Source organism: Actinacidiphila alni (assembly GCF_900112845.1).
Classification (GTDB): Bacteria; Actinomycetota; Actinomycetes; order Streptomycetales; family Streptomycetaceae; genus Actinacidiphila; species Actinacidiphila alni.
The window spans coordinates 20,640-36,887 of record NZ_FONG01000020.1 but is presented as its reverse complement, the minus strand read 5'-3'; the positions used below and the strand labels follow the sequence as shown (position 1 = coordinate 36,887).

General features: G+C 70.9%; 13 protein-coding genes and 1 pseudogene. 13 read left to right on the top strand and 1 reads right to left on the bottom strand.

Annotated features, from left to right (window positions below):
* Window positions 1-52: 52 nt before the first annotated feature.
* On the bottom strand, window positions 53-976 hold the full coding sequence (locus BM076_RS27335) for an SDR family NAD(P)-dependent oxidoreductase (RefSeq protein WP_093716387.1): 924 nt from the start codon (window positions 974-976) through the stop codon (window positions 53-55).
* A 208-nt stretch (window positions 977-1,184) separates the two neighbouring features.
* On the opposite strand from BM076_RS27335, the gene BM076_RS27330 reads away from it, so the two are divergent.
* From BM076_RS27330 to BM076_RS27275, 13 genes and pseudogenes are all read left to right on the top strand, one after another.
* Window positions 1,185-2,801, top strand: coding sequence for a class I adenylate-forming enzyme family protein (locus BM076_RS27330; protein WP_177246641.1), 1,617 nt, complete (start codon window positions 1,185-1,187; stop codon window positions 2,799-2,801).
* 3 nt (window positions 2,802-2,804) lie between these two features.
* Window positions 2,805-3,974 carry an acetyl-CoA acetyltransferase gene (locus BM076_RS27325; protein ID WP_093716385.1) on the top strand — a complete coding sequence of 390 codons (1,170 nt, stop codon included), beginning with the start codon at window positions 2,805-2,807 and terminating at the stop codon, window positions 3,972-3,974.
* A 5-nt stretch (window positions 3,975-3,979) separates the two neighbouring features.
* The gene (locus tag BM076_RS27320; protein ID WP_177246640.1) at window positions 3,980-4,456 is read left to right on the top strand and encodes a Zn-ribbon domain-containing OB-fold protein; all 477 of its coding nucleotides are present in this window, start codon (window positions 3,980-3,982) and stop codon (window positions 4,454-4,456) included.
* A 49-nt stretch (window positions 4,457-4,505) separates the two neighbouring features.
* A complete protein-coding gene (locus BM076_RS27315; RefSeq protein ID WP_177246639.1) occupies window positions 4,506-5,708 on the top strand; it encodes an ABC transporter substrate-binding protein in 1,203 nt (400 codons plus the stop codon).
* The gene (locus BM076_RS27310) at window positions 5,705-6,199 is read left to right on the top strand and encodes a nuclear transport factor 2 family protein (RefSeq protein ID WP_177246638.1); all 495 of its coding nucleotides are present in this window, start codon (window positions 5,705-5,707) and stop codon (window positions 6,197-6,199) included. Before BM076_RS27315 ends, BM076_RS27310 begins: the two co-directional genes overlap by 4 nt.
* Before the next feature lie 100 nt (window positions 6,200-6,299).
* Complete coding sequence (locus tag BM076_RS27305) at window positions 6,300-6,758, top strand: MaoC family dehydratase (RefSeq protein ID WP_093716382.1); 459 nt, start codon at window positions 6,300-6,302, stop codon at window positions 6,756-6,758.
* A 9-nt stretch (window positions 6,759-6,767) separates the two neighbouring features.
* On the top strand, window positions 6,768-8,285 hold the full coding sequence (locus BM076_RS27300) for a CoA transferase (protein WP_093716381.1): 1,518 nt from the start codon (window positions 6,768-6,770) through the stop codon (window positions 8,283-8,285).
* Between the two features lie 153 nt (window positions 8,286-8,438).
* Complete coding sequence (locus BM076_RS27295; RefSeq protein ID WP_143120655.1) at window positions 8,439-9,620, top strand: RCC1 domain-containing protein; 1,182 nt, start codon at window positions 8,439-8,441, stop codon at window positions 9,618-9,620.
* A gap of 40 nt (window positions 9,621-9,660) precedes the next feature.
* Window positions 9,661-9,744 (top strand): annotated as a pseudogene (locus BM076_RS35815) (DNA-binding response regulator); the annotation flags it as partial.
* 237 nt (window positions 9,745-9,981) lie between these two features.
* A complete protein-coding gene (locus tag BM076_RS27290; protein WP_093716379.1) occupies window positions 9,982-12,360 on the top strand; it encodes a chitobiase/beta-hexosaminidase C-terminal domain-containing protein in 2,379 nt (792 codons plus the stop codon).
* A gap of 155 nt (window positions 12,361-12,515) precedes the next feature.
* Window positions 12,516-13,379 (top strand): DMT family transporter, encoded by an 864-nt coding sequence (locus tag BM076_RS27285; RefSeq protein ID WP_093716487.1) that lies wholly within the window; start codon window positions 12,516-12,518, stop codon window positions 13,377-13,379.
* A 95-nt stretch (window positions 13,380-13,474) separates the two neighbouring features.
* Window positions 13,475-14,446, top strand: coding sequence for an SDR family NAD(P)-dependent oxidoreductase (locus BM076_RS27280; RefSeq protein ID WP_093716486.1), 972 nt, complete (start codon window positions 13,475-13,477; stop codon window positions 14,444-14,446).
* A 115-nt stretch (window positions 14,447-14,561) separates the two neighbouring features.
* Entirely contained in the window at window positions 14,562-16,232 is a 1,671-nt protein-coding gene (locus BM076_RS27275; RefSeq protein ID WP_093716378.1) for an MDR family MFS transporter, read from the top strand.
* Window positions 16,233-16,248: the final 16 nt, after the last annotated feature.

The window sequence follows — 16,248 nt, the reverse complement described above, 5'->3', positions numbered from 1 at the left end:
GCCGGACCTCGCGGTCCGGCCACCGATGCGCCGTGCGTGCGGCCCGTCCCGGTCAGGGGCGGCCCAGGCGGCCCGACCGCGCGGACGCCTCGGCGAAGTCCACGACCGCCGTGTCCCGTGCCGTGCCGAGCAGTTCGCGCTGAAGGACGATGTCGTCAAGCCGCAGCGCCCGGCTCCCGCTGATCTCGTCCGCGGGCGTCCACTCCCGCATCCGCGACACGGTCGGACCGTGCACGACGAAGACCTGGCCCGAGATCCCCCGCGAGTACGCGGTGCCCAGGAACGCGGTGAGCGCGGCGACACTCTCCGGGTCCCACTCGTCCGCGGCCCCCTCGGCGGGGTCCATCCCCTCCACGACGCCCTCGGTCATGCCCGTACGGGCGCGCGGGCAGATCGCGTTGGCGCGTACGCCGTAGCGGGCCAGCTCGCGCGCCGCGACCTGGGTGAGCGCGACGATGCCGGCCTTGGCCGCCGAGTAGTTGGCCTGCCCGAAGTTGCCGTAGAGCCCGGCCTCGGAGGAGGTGGTCACCACGGCCGCGTCCACCGGCTCGCCGGTCCGCGCGGACAGCTCCTTCCAGTGCGCCGCCGCGAAGTGCAGCGGTCCCGCGTGCCCCTTGAGGTGCACGGCCATGACCGCGTCCCACTCGGCCTCGGTGAGGTTGACCAGGGTCCGGTCGCGGATGATCCCGGCGTTGCAGACGAGGAGGTCGAGCCGGCCGGCGACGGCGACCGCCTGGCCGATCAGCCGCTCGGCGCCGTCCCAGGTGGAGATGTCGTCCCCGTTGGGCTCCGCGCTGCCGCCGGCCTCGCGGATCTCCGCGACGGCGTCCTCGGCGGCCGGCCTTCCGTCCGGTGCGCGGCCCACGTCGTTGACGACCACGTGCGCACCCGCCCGGGCCAGGGCTCGCGCCTCGGCGCGGCCGATGCCCTGGCCGGCGCCGGTGACGACGGCGACCTTCCCCTTCAGTTCGTCCATTGCTCGCCCTTCTTCCCCATGCTCGTGTGCCGCGGCACACGAGGAGTTCCGCATGCGATCAACGGGACTGAAACACATTTAATTAGCTAGGTAAAGAGATCTGTGAGATCCATTGCGCTCGTATGGAGACAATGTTACACATGGCTAACCACTTCCCGTGAACGGCCTGGCCTTGCCGTCCGCACAGTTCGCGACGAGAGGAATGGGGATGTCTGCTCCCGCGCCGACGACGAAGACCGACCGTGAGGCGTACTACCGCGAGCACGGCTACTGGACCGCCGAGCGCCTCGGCTGGTGGGTGTTCGACGTCGCCGAGCGCACGCCGGACCGCGAATTCCTGGTGATCGGCGACCTGCGGCTCACCTACGGCGAGTTCGCCGCATGGGCCGATGTGCTCGCCGCGCATCTGGTCCAGGCGGGGGTCGTACGCGGCGACCGCGTCCTCATCCAGCTGCCGAATCTGGCCGAGGCGCTGCTGGCGCAGGTGGCGGCCTTCCGGATCGGCGCCGTGAATGTCCCGGTCGTGCCCATCTACCGCGAGCACGAGATGGCGCACATCGTGTACGACTGCAAGCCGCGCGCGGTGGTCTCGATCGCCGAGAACCGCGGCCGCCGCCCCGCCGAGGAACTGGACGGCATCCTCGACGGCGCCTCGTGGGGGCCGGTCGCCCGCTTCTGCGTCGGACCCGACGAACCGCGGCCGGGCTGGCGCCGCTTTCCCGGGCCCGACGACCCGCGGCCCGCGGTCTCGCTGCCCGACCCGCTGGAGCCCGACAAGTGCTGTCTCATGCTGTACACGTCCGGCACGACCTCCGCGCCCAAGGGCGTCGAGCTGACCGGTCAGGGCTTCGTGTCGAACGCGCGCAGCATCCGCCACACCATGTCGCTGGGCGCCAAGGACGTCTTCTTCTGCGCGTCGCCACTGTCGCACCTGGCGGGCTTCAACGCCGGAGTGGTCTGGCCCGCGTCCATGGGCGCCAAGATCGTCGTGATGCCGAACTGGGACGGGGCCGAGGCGGCACGGATCATCGAACGCGAGCAGTGCACCTTCACCACCGCGGCCTCCGTCTTCCTGCACGACCTGGTCGCCGCGCACCGCGCGGGCATCGGCACCGGGCACCCCATCACGGTCTTCATGTCCGGCGGCGCCCAGACCGCGCCCGACCTGATCCGGCAGGCCGGCGAGGTCGGCATCACGGCGCTGCGCGGATACGGGATGACCGAGACCGGCGGGGGAGTGTCCTGGGTCGCCCCGACCGAACCGCTCGACATCAGGGCCGAGTACGACGGCGCCGTGGTGCCCGGCAGCGAGATCCAGGCGGTCGACTCCGACCGCCGGCCGCTGCCGCCGGGGGAGGAGGGGGAGCTGCGGATCCGCGGACCGCAGGCGCTCATCGGCTACACCGATCCCGTCCTGACCCGCGAACAGCTGGACGAGGAGGGCTGGTTCTACACCGGTGACCTCGGCCGGGTCGACAGCCGGAGCCTGGTCCGGATCACCGGCCGCACCAAGGACATCATCAACCGCGCGGGCGAGAAGTTCTCCGCGCGGGACATCGAGGAACTCATCCAGCGCCACCCGGCCGTCGAGATGGCCGCGGTCGTCGGCCTGCCCGACGAGCGGCTCGGCGAGGTCGTCGGAGCCTTCGTCACGCTCGCCGCGGGCCAGGAATGGCCGGGCGACAGCGAGATGGCGGCCTATCTGGACGGCGCCAGGCTCGCCCGGCAGAAGATCCCCACCTCGTGGCGGGTCCTCACGGAGCTGCCCATGACCGCCTCCGGCAAGGTCCAGAAGCACGAACTGCGCAATCACAGGAGGAGTTGACCCGTGACACGTCCCGACCGAACTCCGGTCATCGCCGGCATCGGCCTGTCCGACGGCCCCAAGGCGCCCCACCTCGACGCGCTCGGGCACCAGGCCCAGGCCATGCAGCGCGCCCTGGCCGACTCGGGGCTCAGCAAGGACGACATCGACGGCTTCGGCTGCGCCGAGGCGTGGATCCCCGGGGTGCCGGGCGTCGACCTGCCGGAGACGGCCGAATACCTGGGCCTGGACCCGCGGTGGATCGAGGGCACGTACACCGGCGGCTCGGCCTACGAATTCCAGGTCCAGCACGCCGAGGCCGCGATCCGCACCGGCATGGCGGACACCGTCCTGCTCACCTACGGCAGCGACCTGCTGACCCGGATGGGCCGCAGCCTCGGCACGGGTTACGGCCGCAAACCCGTGGGCGGCGCGGCCTACGAGGAGCCGTACGGAAAGACGACGGTCGCCGCGTACGCGATGGCCGCGCAACGGCACATGTACCAGTACGGCACCACCGCCGAGCAGCTCGCCAGCGTCGCCGTCGCGGTCCGCGAATACGCCGCGCACAACCCGCAGGCGATCTACCGCAAGCCGCTGACCGTCGAGGACGTGCTGAACTCCCGCATGATCGCCGATCCGCTGCATCTGTACGACTGCTGCGCGATCACCGACGGCGGCGGCGCGCTGATCGTGACCACCGAGGAACGCGCGCGCGACCTCAGGCAGCCGTACGTGTCGATCCTGGGAACCGCGGCCCGCCAGAACCACTGGAACATCTCGCAGGCGCCGGATGTGACCACGACGGCGGGCGTGCGGTCGGGCCAGGAGGCGTTCGCGCGCGCCGGCCTGACGCCGGACGACGTCGACATGGCCATGCTCTACGACAGCTTCACCATCACCGTCGTCCTGCTGCTGGAGAGCCTCGGCTTCTGCAAGCCGGGCGAGGGCGGTCCGTTCGCCGAGGCGGGCAATCTCCGGCCGGGCGGCCGGCTTCCCATCAACACCGACGGCGGCGGTCTGTCGGCCTGCCATCCGGGACTGCGCGGCATCTTCCTGCTGATCGAGGCCGTACGGCAGCTGCGCGGACAGGCCGGCGAGGTGCAGGTGCCGGACTGCGAGGTGGCGCTGGCCGCCGGGTCCGGCGGCTGGTTCTCCACGATCGGCGTCACCATCCTCGGGAAAGGCAGATGAGACCGATGACATCCGAGACCGTCCGCGGCGCGCAGGGGACCCTGGAGATCGTCGATGTCGTCGACTCCTGGACGAAACCGGTCCCCGACCTCGACCCGGTCAGTACGACCTACTTCCGGGCGGCCCACGACGGGACGCTGCTGATCCAGCACTGCCCGGCCTGCGGCACCAGGCAGCACTACCCCCGGCTCGTCTGCCGCCACTGCGCGGCCACGCCCGAGTGGGAGGCGGCGTCGGGCCTCGGCACCGTCTACACCTTCACCGTCGTCCGGCAGGCCGGCATGCCCGGTTTCCAGGACGGGCCGTACGTGATCGCGCTGATCGACCTCGACGAGGGCCCCCGGATGATGGGGAACATCACCGACAGCCCGGTGGACGACGTCCGTATCGGGGCGCGGGTCCAGGCGTACCAGTTGCGGATCGCCGACGGGATCGGCCTGCCGCAATGGCGGCTCGCGGCCGTCTCCGCCCCCAATGCTTAGGCATGTTAATTAACCCGGTGTCCGTGACATCACAGCCAAGGAGTCTCCCGTGCAGTACAGATCTCTCATCCGCGTCGGGGTCGTGGCGCTCGCCGCCTCGGTGTCCCTTGCCGCTTGCGGCTCCAACGGCTCGGGCAACGCGTCCAGCGGCGGCGGCAAGTCCCTGGTCGTCGGCTTCGCCGCGCCGCTCACCAGCGGCAACGCGGCCGTGGCCGAGCAGATGGTCAACACGGCCAAACTGGCCGTGAAGACGATCAACGCCGACGGCGGCGCCGGCGGCCGCAAGCTCTCGCTCAAGGTGTACGACGACAAGCTCACCGCCGACGAGTCCGCCAAGGTCACCCAGCGCGCCATCACGGTCGACAAGGCCGGGGTCATGATGGGCGGTTACACCAGCATCGAGGGCCTGGCGATCCGGCAAATCGTGGAACCCCGGAAGATCGTCTTCATCAATTCCTCGACCATCTCGCCCGCCCTGATGGACGGCGCGAAATACACCTTCCGCACCACCGTCGACCAGAGCGACTACCCGGTCCAGATGATCGACCTGCTCAAGTCGCTGGGCTACAAGCACCCCGTGGTGACCGCGGACGACGGTCCCACCGGATCGACGCTGTGGAAGCCGATCGTCGACCAGGCGAAGCAGGCGGGCATGACCCCGGGCGAGACCGTGCACTACACGCTCGGCGCGACCGATCTGACCTCCGCGGTCTCCCAGCTCAAGGGCGAACACCCGGACGCCGTCGTGCACATCGGCTCGGCGGCGGCCGACGCCGGCCTGATGCTCAAGACGATGACCGAGGCCGGTGTCCATGTGCCGGTCGTCGGCTTCGGCTCGCTCATCGCACCGGACGCCCTGAAGATCGGCGGCGACGCCTACACCAAGCTCCCGGCGATCTACACCCTCGCCAACCAGCAGCCGTCCAAGCCGGAGTACCAGGCGTTCATCAAGGCGTACGCCGCCGAGTACGGCGGCAGCGTGGACAAGCTGGCCCTGGGCCTGGCCGAACAGGCCGCCGCGACCTGGGACGCCTTCACCGTCCTGAAGAAGGGGCTCGACGCCACCGGCGGCAGCACCGACGGGGACAAGCTCGCCCAGGCGATCGACAAGATCTCGCCCTTCGCGGGCGCGGCGGGCAAGCAGAGCGCGCTGATCAATTTCGGCGACGGGCGCGACGGATTCAGCAAGTCGCTGGTGGCGTTCCAGTTCGTCGACGGCAACCCCAAGGAACTGGCCAAGCAACCGTCGTGACACCGCACGAGGGCGCCGAGGCGCCGGGCCCGCACCCGCCGGGCCCGGCGCCGGGCGCCGAGGACACCCGGCGCATCACCGCGCTGCTCACCGCGTACTGCGCGAGCGTGGACGCCGGCGACTTCGCGCGGTTCGCCCGGCTCTTCCGCCACGGCACCTGGCTCGGCATGCCTGGCGCCGAGGTCGAGGAGTGGCTGCGCCGCAACGTCCTCACCTACGACGGCGCCACGTACACCACGCACCGGACCTACGACATCGCCCTCACGCGCGGAGGATCGCGGGGCGGATCGCGGGACGGTTCGCGGGACGAGGCGTACGGGACGTGCGCCATCGAGGTCACCCAGCGGTTTCCGGGGGAGCCCGCGCTGCTGGTCACCCGGAACACCTACGCCGACCGCTTCCGCCGGCTCGACGGACGGTGGTGGTTCGCCTCCCGGGTGATCACCCTGCGGCGCCCCGGCGACGACTCCCGGCACCGGCGGCACGGATGAGCCCGGCCTCGGTCCCGTCCGGCCCGGACGGGACCCGAGCCGACGACATCGCCCGACCCGACGGCATCGCCCGACCCGACAGCGAGGAAGGAAACAGTACGTGCGGATCTTCGACGGACCGGCCGATCTGGTCGCCTCCGAGGGCGAGACCCTCGGCCCGAGCGACTGGATCCTGGTGGACCAGCGGCGTATCGACGCGTTCGCCGACGTGACGGGGGACCATCAGTGGATCCACGTCGACCCGGTGCGCGCCGCCGCGAGCAGCTTCGGGTCGACCATCGCGCACGGCTATCTGACCCTGTCGCTGCTCGCCGGACTCACGACCGGCCTCTACCGCGTCGACCGGGTGTCCTTCGCCGTGAACTACGGCCTGGACCGCGTGCGGTTCATCACCCCCGTCGTGGCGGGCTCCCGGATCCGTGCCGCGGCGCGCGTGGCGCGGGCCGAGCCGGTGGCGGGCGCCGACGCGGTGCAACTGACGCTGGAGAGCACGATCGAGATCGAGGGCGTACCGCGCCCGGCCGCCGTCGTCACCTCTCTCGCCCGCTACTTCGGCTGAGCCGCCGGCATGCGACCGCTCGAAGCCCGTATCCGCGCCGCCGTGGCCGCGCCCGCGACCAGCGCGGACCACGACATCGACGCCGCGCTCGACGAGGTCCTGGACGGCGTCGGCCTGCACCGCGCCGACAGCGGCGGCCGGATCACCTTCGCCGGGGCGGACCCGGTGGTGCCGAGCCCGCTGCGGCTGGCCGGCGCCGCCGCCATCGCGCTCGTGGCCAAATCCGTGGCGATCGCCGCGCTGCACCGCGACCGCGGTGGCCCCGGCCAGCACATCGCGATGGACCTGCGGGTGGCGCCGCACCGGCTCTGCCCCTTCTACGACCGCCGGTGGGAACTGCTCGACGGCTATCCCGTGGAGTCCCCGGCCAACCGCAACCAGGCGCTCGGCCTGAGCTTCCACCGCGCCGCGGACGGTCGGTGGGTCATGCCGCTCAACCCCTATCCGGGCCTGAAAGTCGCGGCCCAACGGCTCCTGGACTGCGCGGACGTGCCGGAAGCCGTGGCCCGCGCCGTACGACGACGGCCCGCGGCCGAGTGGGAGGCCGCGGGCGCCCGGGCCGGGGTGGTGCTGCCGCAGGTGCGGACGGTCGGCGAATTCCTGGCGACCGACCACTTCGCCTCGGCCGTGGCCGGCGCCCCGCTGGTCGAGATCGAACGCGTCGGCGACAGCGACCCCGAACCCTTCGCCGGCCCCGGCCGGCAGCCGCTGGACGGCGTCCGCGCCCTCGGCATGGGCCATGTCATCGCCGGCGCGGGCACCGGCCGGGCGATGGCGCTGCACGGCGCCGACGTCCTCAATGTGTGGCGGCCGGACGAATTCGAGCACGACGGCGCGTACGCCAGCGCCAATGTCGGCGTCCGGTCCTGCCGCGCCGACCCCCGGGCCCCGGCCGGCCGGGCGCAGGTGGGCGGCCTGCTGCGGGACGCCGATGTCTTCTTCGCCAACCGCCGCCCCGGATACCTCGAATCGATCGGCCTGGACGTCGGGTCCGCGGTCCGCGAAAGGCCCGGAATCGTGCACGCGACCGTCTCGTACGCCGGCGCCCGCGGGCCGTGGGCGGACCGCGTCGGCTTCGACCAGAGCGCGGGCGCGGTGACGGGCATGGCCGACCTCGAAGGCGACGGCGGCGTCCCGTCGCTGTCCCCGATCCTCGTGGTCAACGACTACATCGCGGCCTGGCTGGCGACACTCGGCATCGTCCAGGCGCTCCGGCTGCGGGCCACCCAGGGCGGCAGTTGGCGCGTCCACGTCTCCCTGGTGCGCGTCGCCGCCTGGATCCTCGGCCTCGGCCTGATCGACCCCGCCTTCGCCCGCGAGCGCGCCGGCCGCCCCGGCACCGCGCACGACTACCTCGCCCCGGAGGTGTTCTCGGCCGCCACCGCCCTCGGCCACTACCAGGGCGTCACCGACCAGGTCCGGATGAGCCGCACGCCGGGCCACTACCGCGAGGTCCTGGTCGCCCGCGGCTCATGCCGACCGGAGTGGCTCCCGCGTGGCACCGGCGGCCCGGGCCGCGACCGGTGACCGCGTGACCCGATTTCGCGGTGACCACCTCTGCCACCCCTGATCCCTCAACTGCCCTGCCCCGCCCGGAACCGCCGACCCGTCGAGCGGCGTCCCGTAGGGTGTGCGCGTGATAATGCGCTTTCTCATGGGTCGATCAGTGAGGGATTGTCGATGAAACGCATGCTCGTGGCCTGGACACTGACTCCGCTGGTGGCCGTCGCGCTCGCCGGCTGCTCCGGCGGGGACTCGGACGGCGGCGGCTCCGCGGCGAAGCCCACCACCGGGGCGTCGGCGCTGACGACTTCCGGCGCCGCGTCCGCCGACGGACCGGCCGGCACCATCGTGACCAGTTACGGCACGACGACGGTGAAGGACGCGGTCCATGTCGCCGCGGGCGGCGACCAGTTGTTCTGGACGGACGCGGCCGGGAAGGTCGAGCAGAGCGCCGTCGGCGAGGGCAGGGCGCTCGCCCCGCACCCGGTGCCCGGCCTGGACGGCGTCAAGGTGGTGTCCCTGTCCGCGACGAGCGCCGGTGACGCGTGGGTCGCGGCGGCCGTGGATGACAAGGGCCAGGTCTACGAGTGGGGCAGGCCGGTCGGCGTGGGGCTTAGCGAGGCGTCGTTGAAGGACCCCGCCTACACATTCCCCGGCGCCGTCCCCGTCCCGGGTGTGACCGGCGCCAAGAGTGTGGTGCTCGCCGCGACCGCGAGCTTCGCGCTCACCACCGACGGCCAGGTGTACTCCTGGGGCGACACCACCGACTACCAGATCCTGGGTCGCAAGGCGAAGGCCGGATTCCCGATGCCGCCCGCGAAGCTGCCGGGACTGACCGGGATCAAGCAGATCGCCGTCAGCCAGTTCGCGGGCTACGCGCTCCGCTCCGACGGCACCGTCCTCGGCTGGGGCTCCAACAACTACTCGATCCTCGCCCCCGGCGACTACCTCTTCCCCGACGTGCCCACCCCTGTCCCCGACATCGGCCAGGTCACCGCGATCGCGGCCGGCGGTTCCAACGCGTACGCCGCCGCCGTGTGGCCCAACGGGAAGGTCGTCGCCTGGGGCGACGGTTCGAACGCCGCGCTCGGCGACAGCACCGTCGAGAAGGCCCCGCTGGACAAGCCCGTGACGCTGCCCGGCGTCACCGCGCCTGCCCGGCTGGTGACCGACACCGCCACCTACGCGCTCTCCCCGGACGGCAAGGTGACGGCCTGGGGCAGCACCCTGGCCACCGCCAAGGGCTTCGACTTTGGCAACAACCCGACCGGTGCGCCTGTCGCCCTGACCTGGCTGAAGGGCTCGGTCACCGACCTCGCGGTGGCCGACGACTTCGTGGCCTTCGTCGTACGGCAATGATGCCGCGACCGCCGCCAGCTGCGCGGACCCGGAGTTGACCGCCAAGGCGCTGCTCGGCGCCCGCGACCGCGCCCAACTCGTCGTCCTCGCCTACCGGTCGGGACTCGTGCGCCCCCCGCGGTGACCGTTCCTTGCGTGAATCCGGAACTTCTTCTTGACGGCTCGCCACCGTCAATCGACACTGCCTTACGGATCGCTGGCCTCCCTGATCCGCAGACTGAGAGCGTTCTCAATTCGATGAATCAAAGGGTCATGTCAGGACTGTGGCCCTGAATGTGCAGTGCCGAGCGCGATCCACCCCCACAACTCCGCGCTGACCCTGGCGTTCACTTCGCGAAGCCAGGCGAAAGGACCCCCACACATGCGCAGATCCCTCCTCCCCGGTCGCACCGGGACCGAGTCGCGGCGGCGGCGCGCCGTCGCGCTGCTCGGAGCCGTCGTCCTCGTCCTGGCCGGGATACTCGGCCTCGTCCAGACAGCCGGGACCGCCTCGGCGGACGCCTCCGACTACACCCAGAGCGTCACCCAACTGAGCACCACCCAGGCGAAGATCACGTTCACGCCCACCACGGCCGCGGCCTATGTGGACGCGCACTACCTGGTCAACAACGCCAACCAGCAGAACGTCCGGATGACCAACAGCTCCGGCGTCTGGACCTGGACGGTCGGCTCGCTGGCCACCGGCAATGTGCTCGACTACTGGTTCACCTACGAGAAGAACGGCCCGCAGTACGACACGCCGCACTTCACGTACACCCAGGGCAGCGGAAGCACGACCGGCGGCAGCACCGGCGGCACCGGAACGACCGTCGCCACACCGTCGTTCAGCCCCGCGGGCGGCACCTTCAGCTCCGCCCAGACCGTGACGATCTCCGACGCCACCTCGGGCGCGAGCATCCGCTACACCCTGGACGGCTCCACCCCGACCGCCTCCTCCACGCTCTACAGCGCGCCGCTGACGATCTCCAGCAGCACCACGGTGAAGGCGATCGGCATCAAGTCCGGTTCCACCAACTCCGCCGTCGCCACCGCCAGTTACACCATCGGTACGACGCAGGCGAGCTGCCCCGTGCAGTCGGACACTCCCAACTTCGGTCCCAACGTCCACATTTACGACCCGTCGATGTCCAGCGCGACCATCCAGTCGCAGCTCGACGCGCAGTTCAACCAGCAGAAGGACACCCAGACCGCGCAGTTCAGCAACAACCGCGTCGCCCAGCTCTTCAAGCCGGGCACGTACAACGTGACCGACAACGTCGGCTTCTACACCTCGGTGGCCGGCCTCGGCCAGAATCCAGACGACGTCACCATCAACGGCGACGTCACCGTGGACGCCTTCAACGCCTCGGACGCGGGCAACGCCACCCAGAACTTCTGGCGCTCGGCGGAGAACCTGGCCATCAACCCCTCCAGCGGCACCGACCGCTGGGCCGTCGCGCAGGCCGCCCCCTTCCGCCGGATCGACGTGCACGGCGGGCTCGCGCTCTACCCGGCCAGCTACGGCTACGCCAGCGGCGGCTACATCGCCGACAGCAAGGTCAGCGGCCAGACCGCGTCGATCTCCCAGCAGCAGTGGTACACCCGCGACAGCAACCTCGGCAGCTGGTCCGGCGGCGTGTGGAACATGGTCTTCTCCGGCGTCAACGGCGCCCCGGCCAACACCTTCCCGAACCCGCCCGAGACCACCCTGGCCACCACCCCGGTCTCCCGCGACGTGCCGTATCTGTACGTCGACAGCGCGGGCAAGTACCGGGTGTTCCTGCCGTCGCTGCGCACCAACGCCTCGGGCCCGAGCTGGGCGAGCGGCAGCACCCCCGGCACCTCGCTGCCGATGAGCCAGTTCTACGTGGTCAAGTCCGGTGACACCGCCGCGACCATCAACACCGCGCTCTCCCAGGGCTGCAACCTCTTCGTCACCCCCGGCGTCTACCACCTGAACCAGACGCTGAACGTCACCAAGGCCAACACCACCATCCTCGGCATCGGCTACCCGACCTTCGTCCCGGACAACGGCGTCAACGCCATGCAGGTCGCCGACGTGGACGGCGTGCGCCTCAAGGGCCTGCTCTTCGACGCGGGCACCACCAACTCGCAGGCGCTGCTCACCGTCGGCCCGTCCGGCTCTTCGGCGAGCCACGCGAGCAACCCGACCACCATCCAGGACGTCTTCTTCCGGATCGGCGGCCAGGTCGCCGGCAAGGCCACCAACAGCCTGATCGTCAATAGCAACAACGCGATCATCGACCACATCTGGGCCTGGCGCGCCGACCACGGCAGCGGCGTCGGCTGGACCTCCAACACCGCGGACAACGGCCTGACCGTCAACGGCAACAACGTCCTGGCGACCGGACTGTTCGTCGAGCACTACCAGAAGTACGAGGTGGTGTGGAACGGCCAGGGCGGCAAGACGATCTTCTTCCAGAACGAGATGCCGTACGACCCGCCCAACCAGGCCGCCTGGGTCAATCCCAACGGGCAGAACGGCTACGCCGCCTACAAGGTCGGTGCGAACGTCACCACCCATGAGGCATGGGGCCTGGGCAGCTACTGCTACTTCAACGTCAATCCGGCGGTGAACAGCTACCACGCCTTCGAGGTGCCCAACACCTCCGGTGTGAAGTTCCACGACGTCCTGACCGTCTCGCTCGGCGGCGTGGGCACCATCAGCCACGTCATCAACGACACCGGAGCGGTCACCGCCTCGAACACCACCCCCAGCAATGTCGTCTCCTATCCCTGACCGGCCGCAATCCTGACCGACCGCAATCCTGATCGGGCCCGCCCTTCACCCGCGTCGAACGGGTGAAGGGCGGGCCCGCACCCCACCCCCGTGGTGCGTCCGCTCTGCCCGCCGCCTACGCTGCGCCGGAGGAGTTACGTCACGGGAGGCCGACCCTGCTGGTGCTGTGTGTGTTCTTCGCGTTGCTCGGAGCGGCAAGCAACGCGGCGGGAACCGTCCTCCAGCGCAAGGCCGCCCTTGCCGTGCCGCCCAACGACGCGATGCGCCCCCGGCAGATGATCGCCATGATCCGGCAGCCGGTGTGGCTGCTCGGCATCTGCGGCGTGGCCGGCGCCGCCGCCTTCCAGGCACTGGCCCTGGTGACCGGGCCGCTCGCCCTCGCGCAGCCCGTCTTCATCATGGAACTGCCGCTCGCCCTGCTGTTCAGCGTGCCGCTGCTGGGCCGCGCCCTGCCGCGGGCCGGCTGGCCGGGCGTGATCTGCATGGTCGCGGGCCTGGCGCTGGCCCTGGCCGCCGCGGCCCCCGGAGGCGGCGGCACCCAGGCGTCCATGGCGCACTGGGTGCCCGCGGGACTGCTCTGCCTGGCCGGCGGCGGCTGGGCGGTCGCCACCGCCTACCACCGTCCGTCCGGCATCGCCCGGGCCGCGCTGCTCGGCGGCGCCTCCGCCGTCGCCAACGCGCTCACCGCCGCCCTGATGAAGTCGGCCGCCGACACCTTCTCGGCGCACGGCGTCACCGCCTTCCTCACCGCCTGGCAGACCTACGGCTTCGCGCTGTGCGGGGTCACCGCGATCTTCCTGCTGGAGAGCGCGCTCCAGGCCGGGCCGATCGTCGCCTCGCAGCCCGCGCTCACCCTCGGCGACGCCACCGTCAGCCTGGCGCTGGGCATCACCGTCTACGGCGAGCACATCAGGACCGGCTGGTGGGTGCTGCCGCAGCTCGCCGCCGTCGGCCTGATCGCGTACGGCACGGTCCGGCTGTCCCGGGCGGTCCCGCTGATCCGTGAGCTGGCCGCCTGATACGAGGCGGACGCGAACCGTACGCGCGGGAGGGCGACAGCCCCGTACGCGTCGCGCTTGCGCTGGAGTCCACTCCAGCTCCTAGCGTGGACGCCATGACAACGAATCAGCACAGCATCGGATCGGGTTTCGGCGCCGACACCACCGCGCGGGAGGTGCTGCGCGGTATCGACCTGACGGGCAAGCTGGCGCTCGTCACGGGCGGCTACTCCGGCATCGGCGTGGAGACCACGCGCGCACTGACCGAGGCGGGCGCCCATGTGGTCGTCCCCGCCAGGCGCCCGGACACCGCCAAGGACGCGCTGGACGGCATCGAGGGCGTGGAGGTCGACGAGCTCGACCTCGCCGACCTCGACAGCGTCCGCGGCTTCGCCGAGCGCTTCCTCGCCACCGACCGCCCGATCGACATCGTCATCAACAGCGCCGCCGTCATGGCCTGCCCCGAGACCCGGGTCGGCCCCGGCTGGGAGGCGCAGTTCGCCACCAACCACCTCGGGCACTACGCCCTGGTCAACCGCTTGTGGCCGGCCATCGCCGCGGACGGCGGCGCGCGCGTCGTCGCGGTCTCCTCCGGCGGCCACCACCGCTCCGGCATCCGCTGGGACGACATCCACTTCACCCACGGCGACTACGACAAGTGGGAGGCGTACGGCCAGGCCAAGACCGCCAATGTGCTGTTCGCGGTGCATCTGGACGCGCTCGGCCGGGAGCACGGCGTCCGCGCCTTCGCGCTGCACCCCGGCGGCATCCTCACCCCGCTCCAGCGCCACCTGCCCAAGGCCGAGATGGTCGAGCGCGGCTGGATCGACGAGGACGGCAACCCGCTGAACCCCGACGGATTCAAGTCCACCGAGCAGGGCGCGGCCACCCAGGTCTGGGGCGCCACCTCGCCGCAGCTGGACGGGATGGGCGGTGTCTACCTGGAGGACTGCGACATCGCCGAGCCCGCGCCGGCCGACGGCGCCAGGACCGGCGTCCGCGACTGGGCCACCGACCCGGAGCAGGCCGCACGGCTGTGGGCGCTGTCCGCGGAGCTGACCGGGGTGGACGCGCTTACGCCCCGGTAGCTACTACTCCCCGGTAGCCGCCGGAACGCGGAAATCGAGTGGAAGGTTCGCGGTGCCGACCGCGTACTGTTGCCCTAGGCAAGCAGCAGTGTGACGGGTGAGAGGAAACAGCACGATGAGTGCTCAGGCAGACGCCGCGCCGGCCGGTACCGCGGCGCCACCGACGGAGTACACGCACCGGCAGATCATGGTCATCCTGTCGGGTCTGCTGCTGGGCATGTTCCTGGCCGCGCTGGACCAGACGGTGGTCTCGACGGCGATCTACAAGATCGGCGAGAGCCTCAACGGCCTGACGGCGCAGGCGTGGGTGACCACCGCCTTCCTGATCACCTCCACGATCAGCACCCCGCTGTACGGCAAGCTGTCCGACCAGTACGGCCGCAAGCCGTTCTTCCTCTTCGCCATCGCGGTCTTCATCGTCGGCTCCGCGCTGTGCATGGCCGCGACGTCGATGTACATGCTCGCCGGCTTCCGCGCCCTCCAGGGCATAGGCGCCGGCGGTCTGTTCTCGCTCGCGCTGGCCATCGTCGGCGACATCATCCCGCCCCGGCAGCGCGCCAAGTACCAGGGCTACTTCATGGCCGTCTTCGGCACCTCCAGCGTGCTGGGACCGGTCATCGGCGGTGCGCTGGCCGGGCAGGACCAGCTCCTCGGCATCGACGGCTGGCGCTGGATCTTCCTGATCAACGTGCCGATCGGCATCCTCGCCCTGTTCGTGGTCGCCCGGGTGTTGCACGTGCGGCAGGAGCGCAGGTCGCACAAGATCGACTACCTGGGCGCCACCGCACTCATCACCGCCCTCGTCCCGCTGCTGATCGTCGCCGAGCAGGGCCGCGAATGGGGCTGGGGCGCCGCCTCCTCGCTGTCCTGCTACATCATCGGCGCGGTCGGCGTCGTCGCCTTCCTGCTGGCCGAACGCCGGGCGGGCGAGGACGCGCTGCTGCCGCTGCGGCTCTTCCGCAACCGGGTCTTCGCGGTCGGCTCGGCGCAGTCCGCGATCATCGGTATCGGCATGTTCGGCGGCATCACGCTGATCCCGCTCTACCTCCAGCTGGTCAAGGGCAACTCGCCCACCAAGGCCGGTCTGCTCACCCTGCCGCTGGTGCTCGGCATCATGGCGCTGTCCATGGTCTCCGGCCAGATCACCTCCAGGACCGGCCGCTACAAGATCTTCCCGATCATCGGCTGCGTCCTGCTGGTCACCGGCATGCTGATGCTCTGGCAGCTCTCGGCCGACAGCAGCCTGCTCTACGCCGACCTGGCGATGTTCGTGGTCGGCGCCGGGCTCGGCCTGAACATGCAGACGATCGTGCTCGCGATGCAGAATGCCGTGCCACCGCGCGACATCGGTGTCGCCACTTCCTCGACCACCTTCTTCCGGCAGATGGGCGGCACGCTGGGCGTCGCGGTGTTCCTGTCCATCGTCTACTCGGTCGTCGGCAGCAAAATCGGTTCGGCATACGCCGGCGCCCGGGGCGGCGAAGCCTTCCAGAAGGCGGCGCAGGCCCACCCCGACCAGCTCAAGACGCTCACCTCGGCGTCGTCGGGCAGCACCGGCACGCTCAACGACACCTCGTTCCTCAAGCACGTCGACCCGGTGCTCGCGCACCCCTTCAAGTCGGGATTCACCGACGCGATCAATGTGGCCTTCCTCGTCGGCGCCGGCGTCCTGGTGATCGCCTTCGTGCTCTCGCTGCTGATCACCGAGGTGCCGCTGCGGACCACCGCGGGCGACTTCTCGGAGCAGCCCAAGGCCGACCAGCCGGCCGCCGGATCGGCTTCGTGACGTACGGCCTGACGTA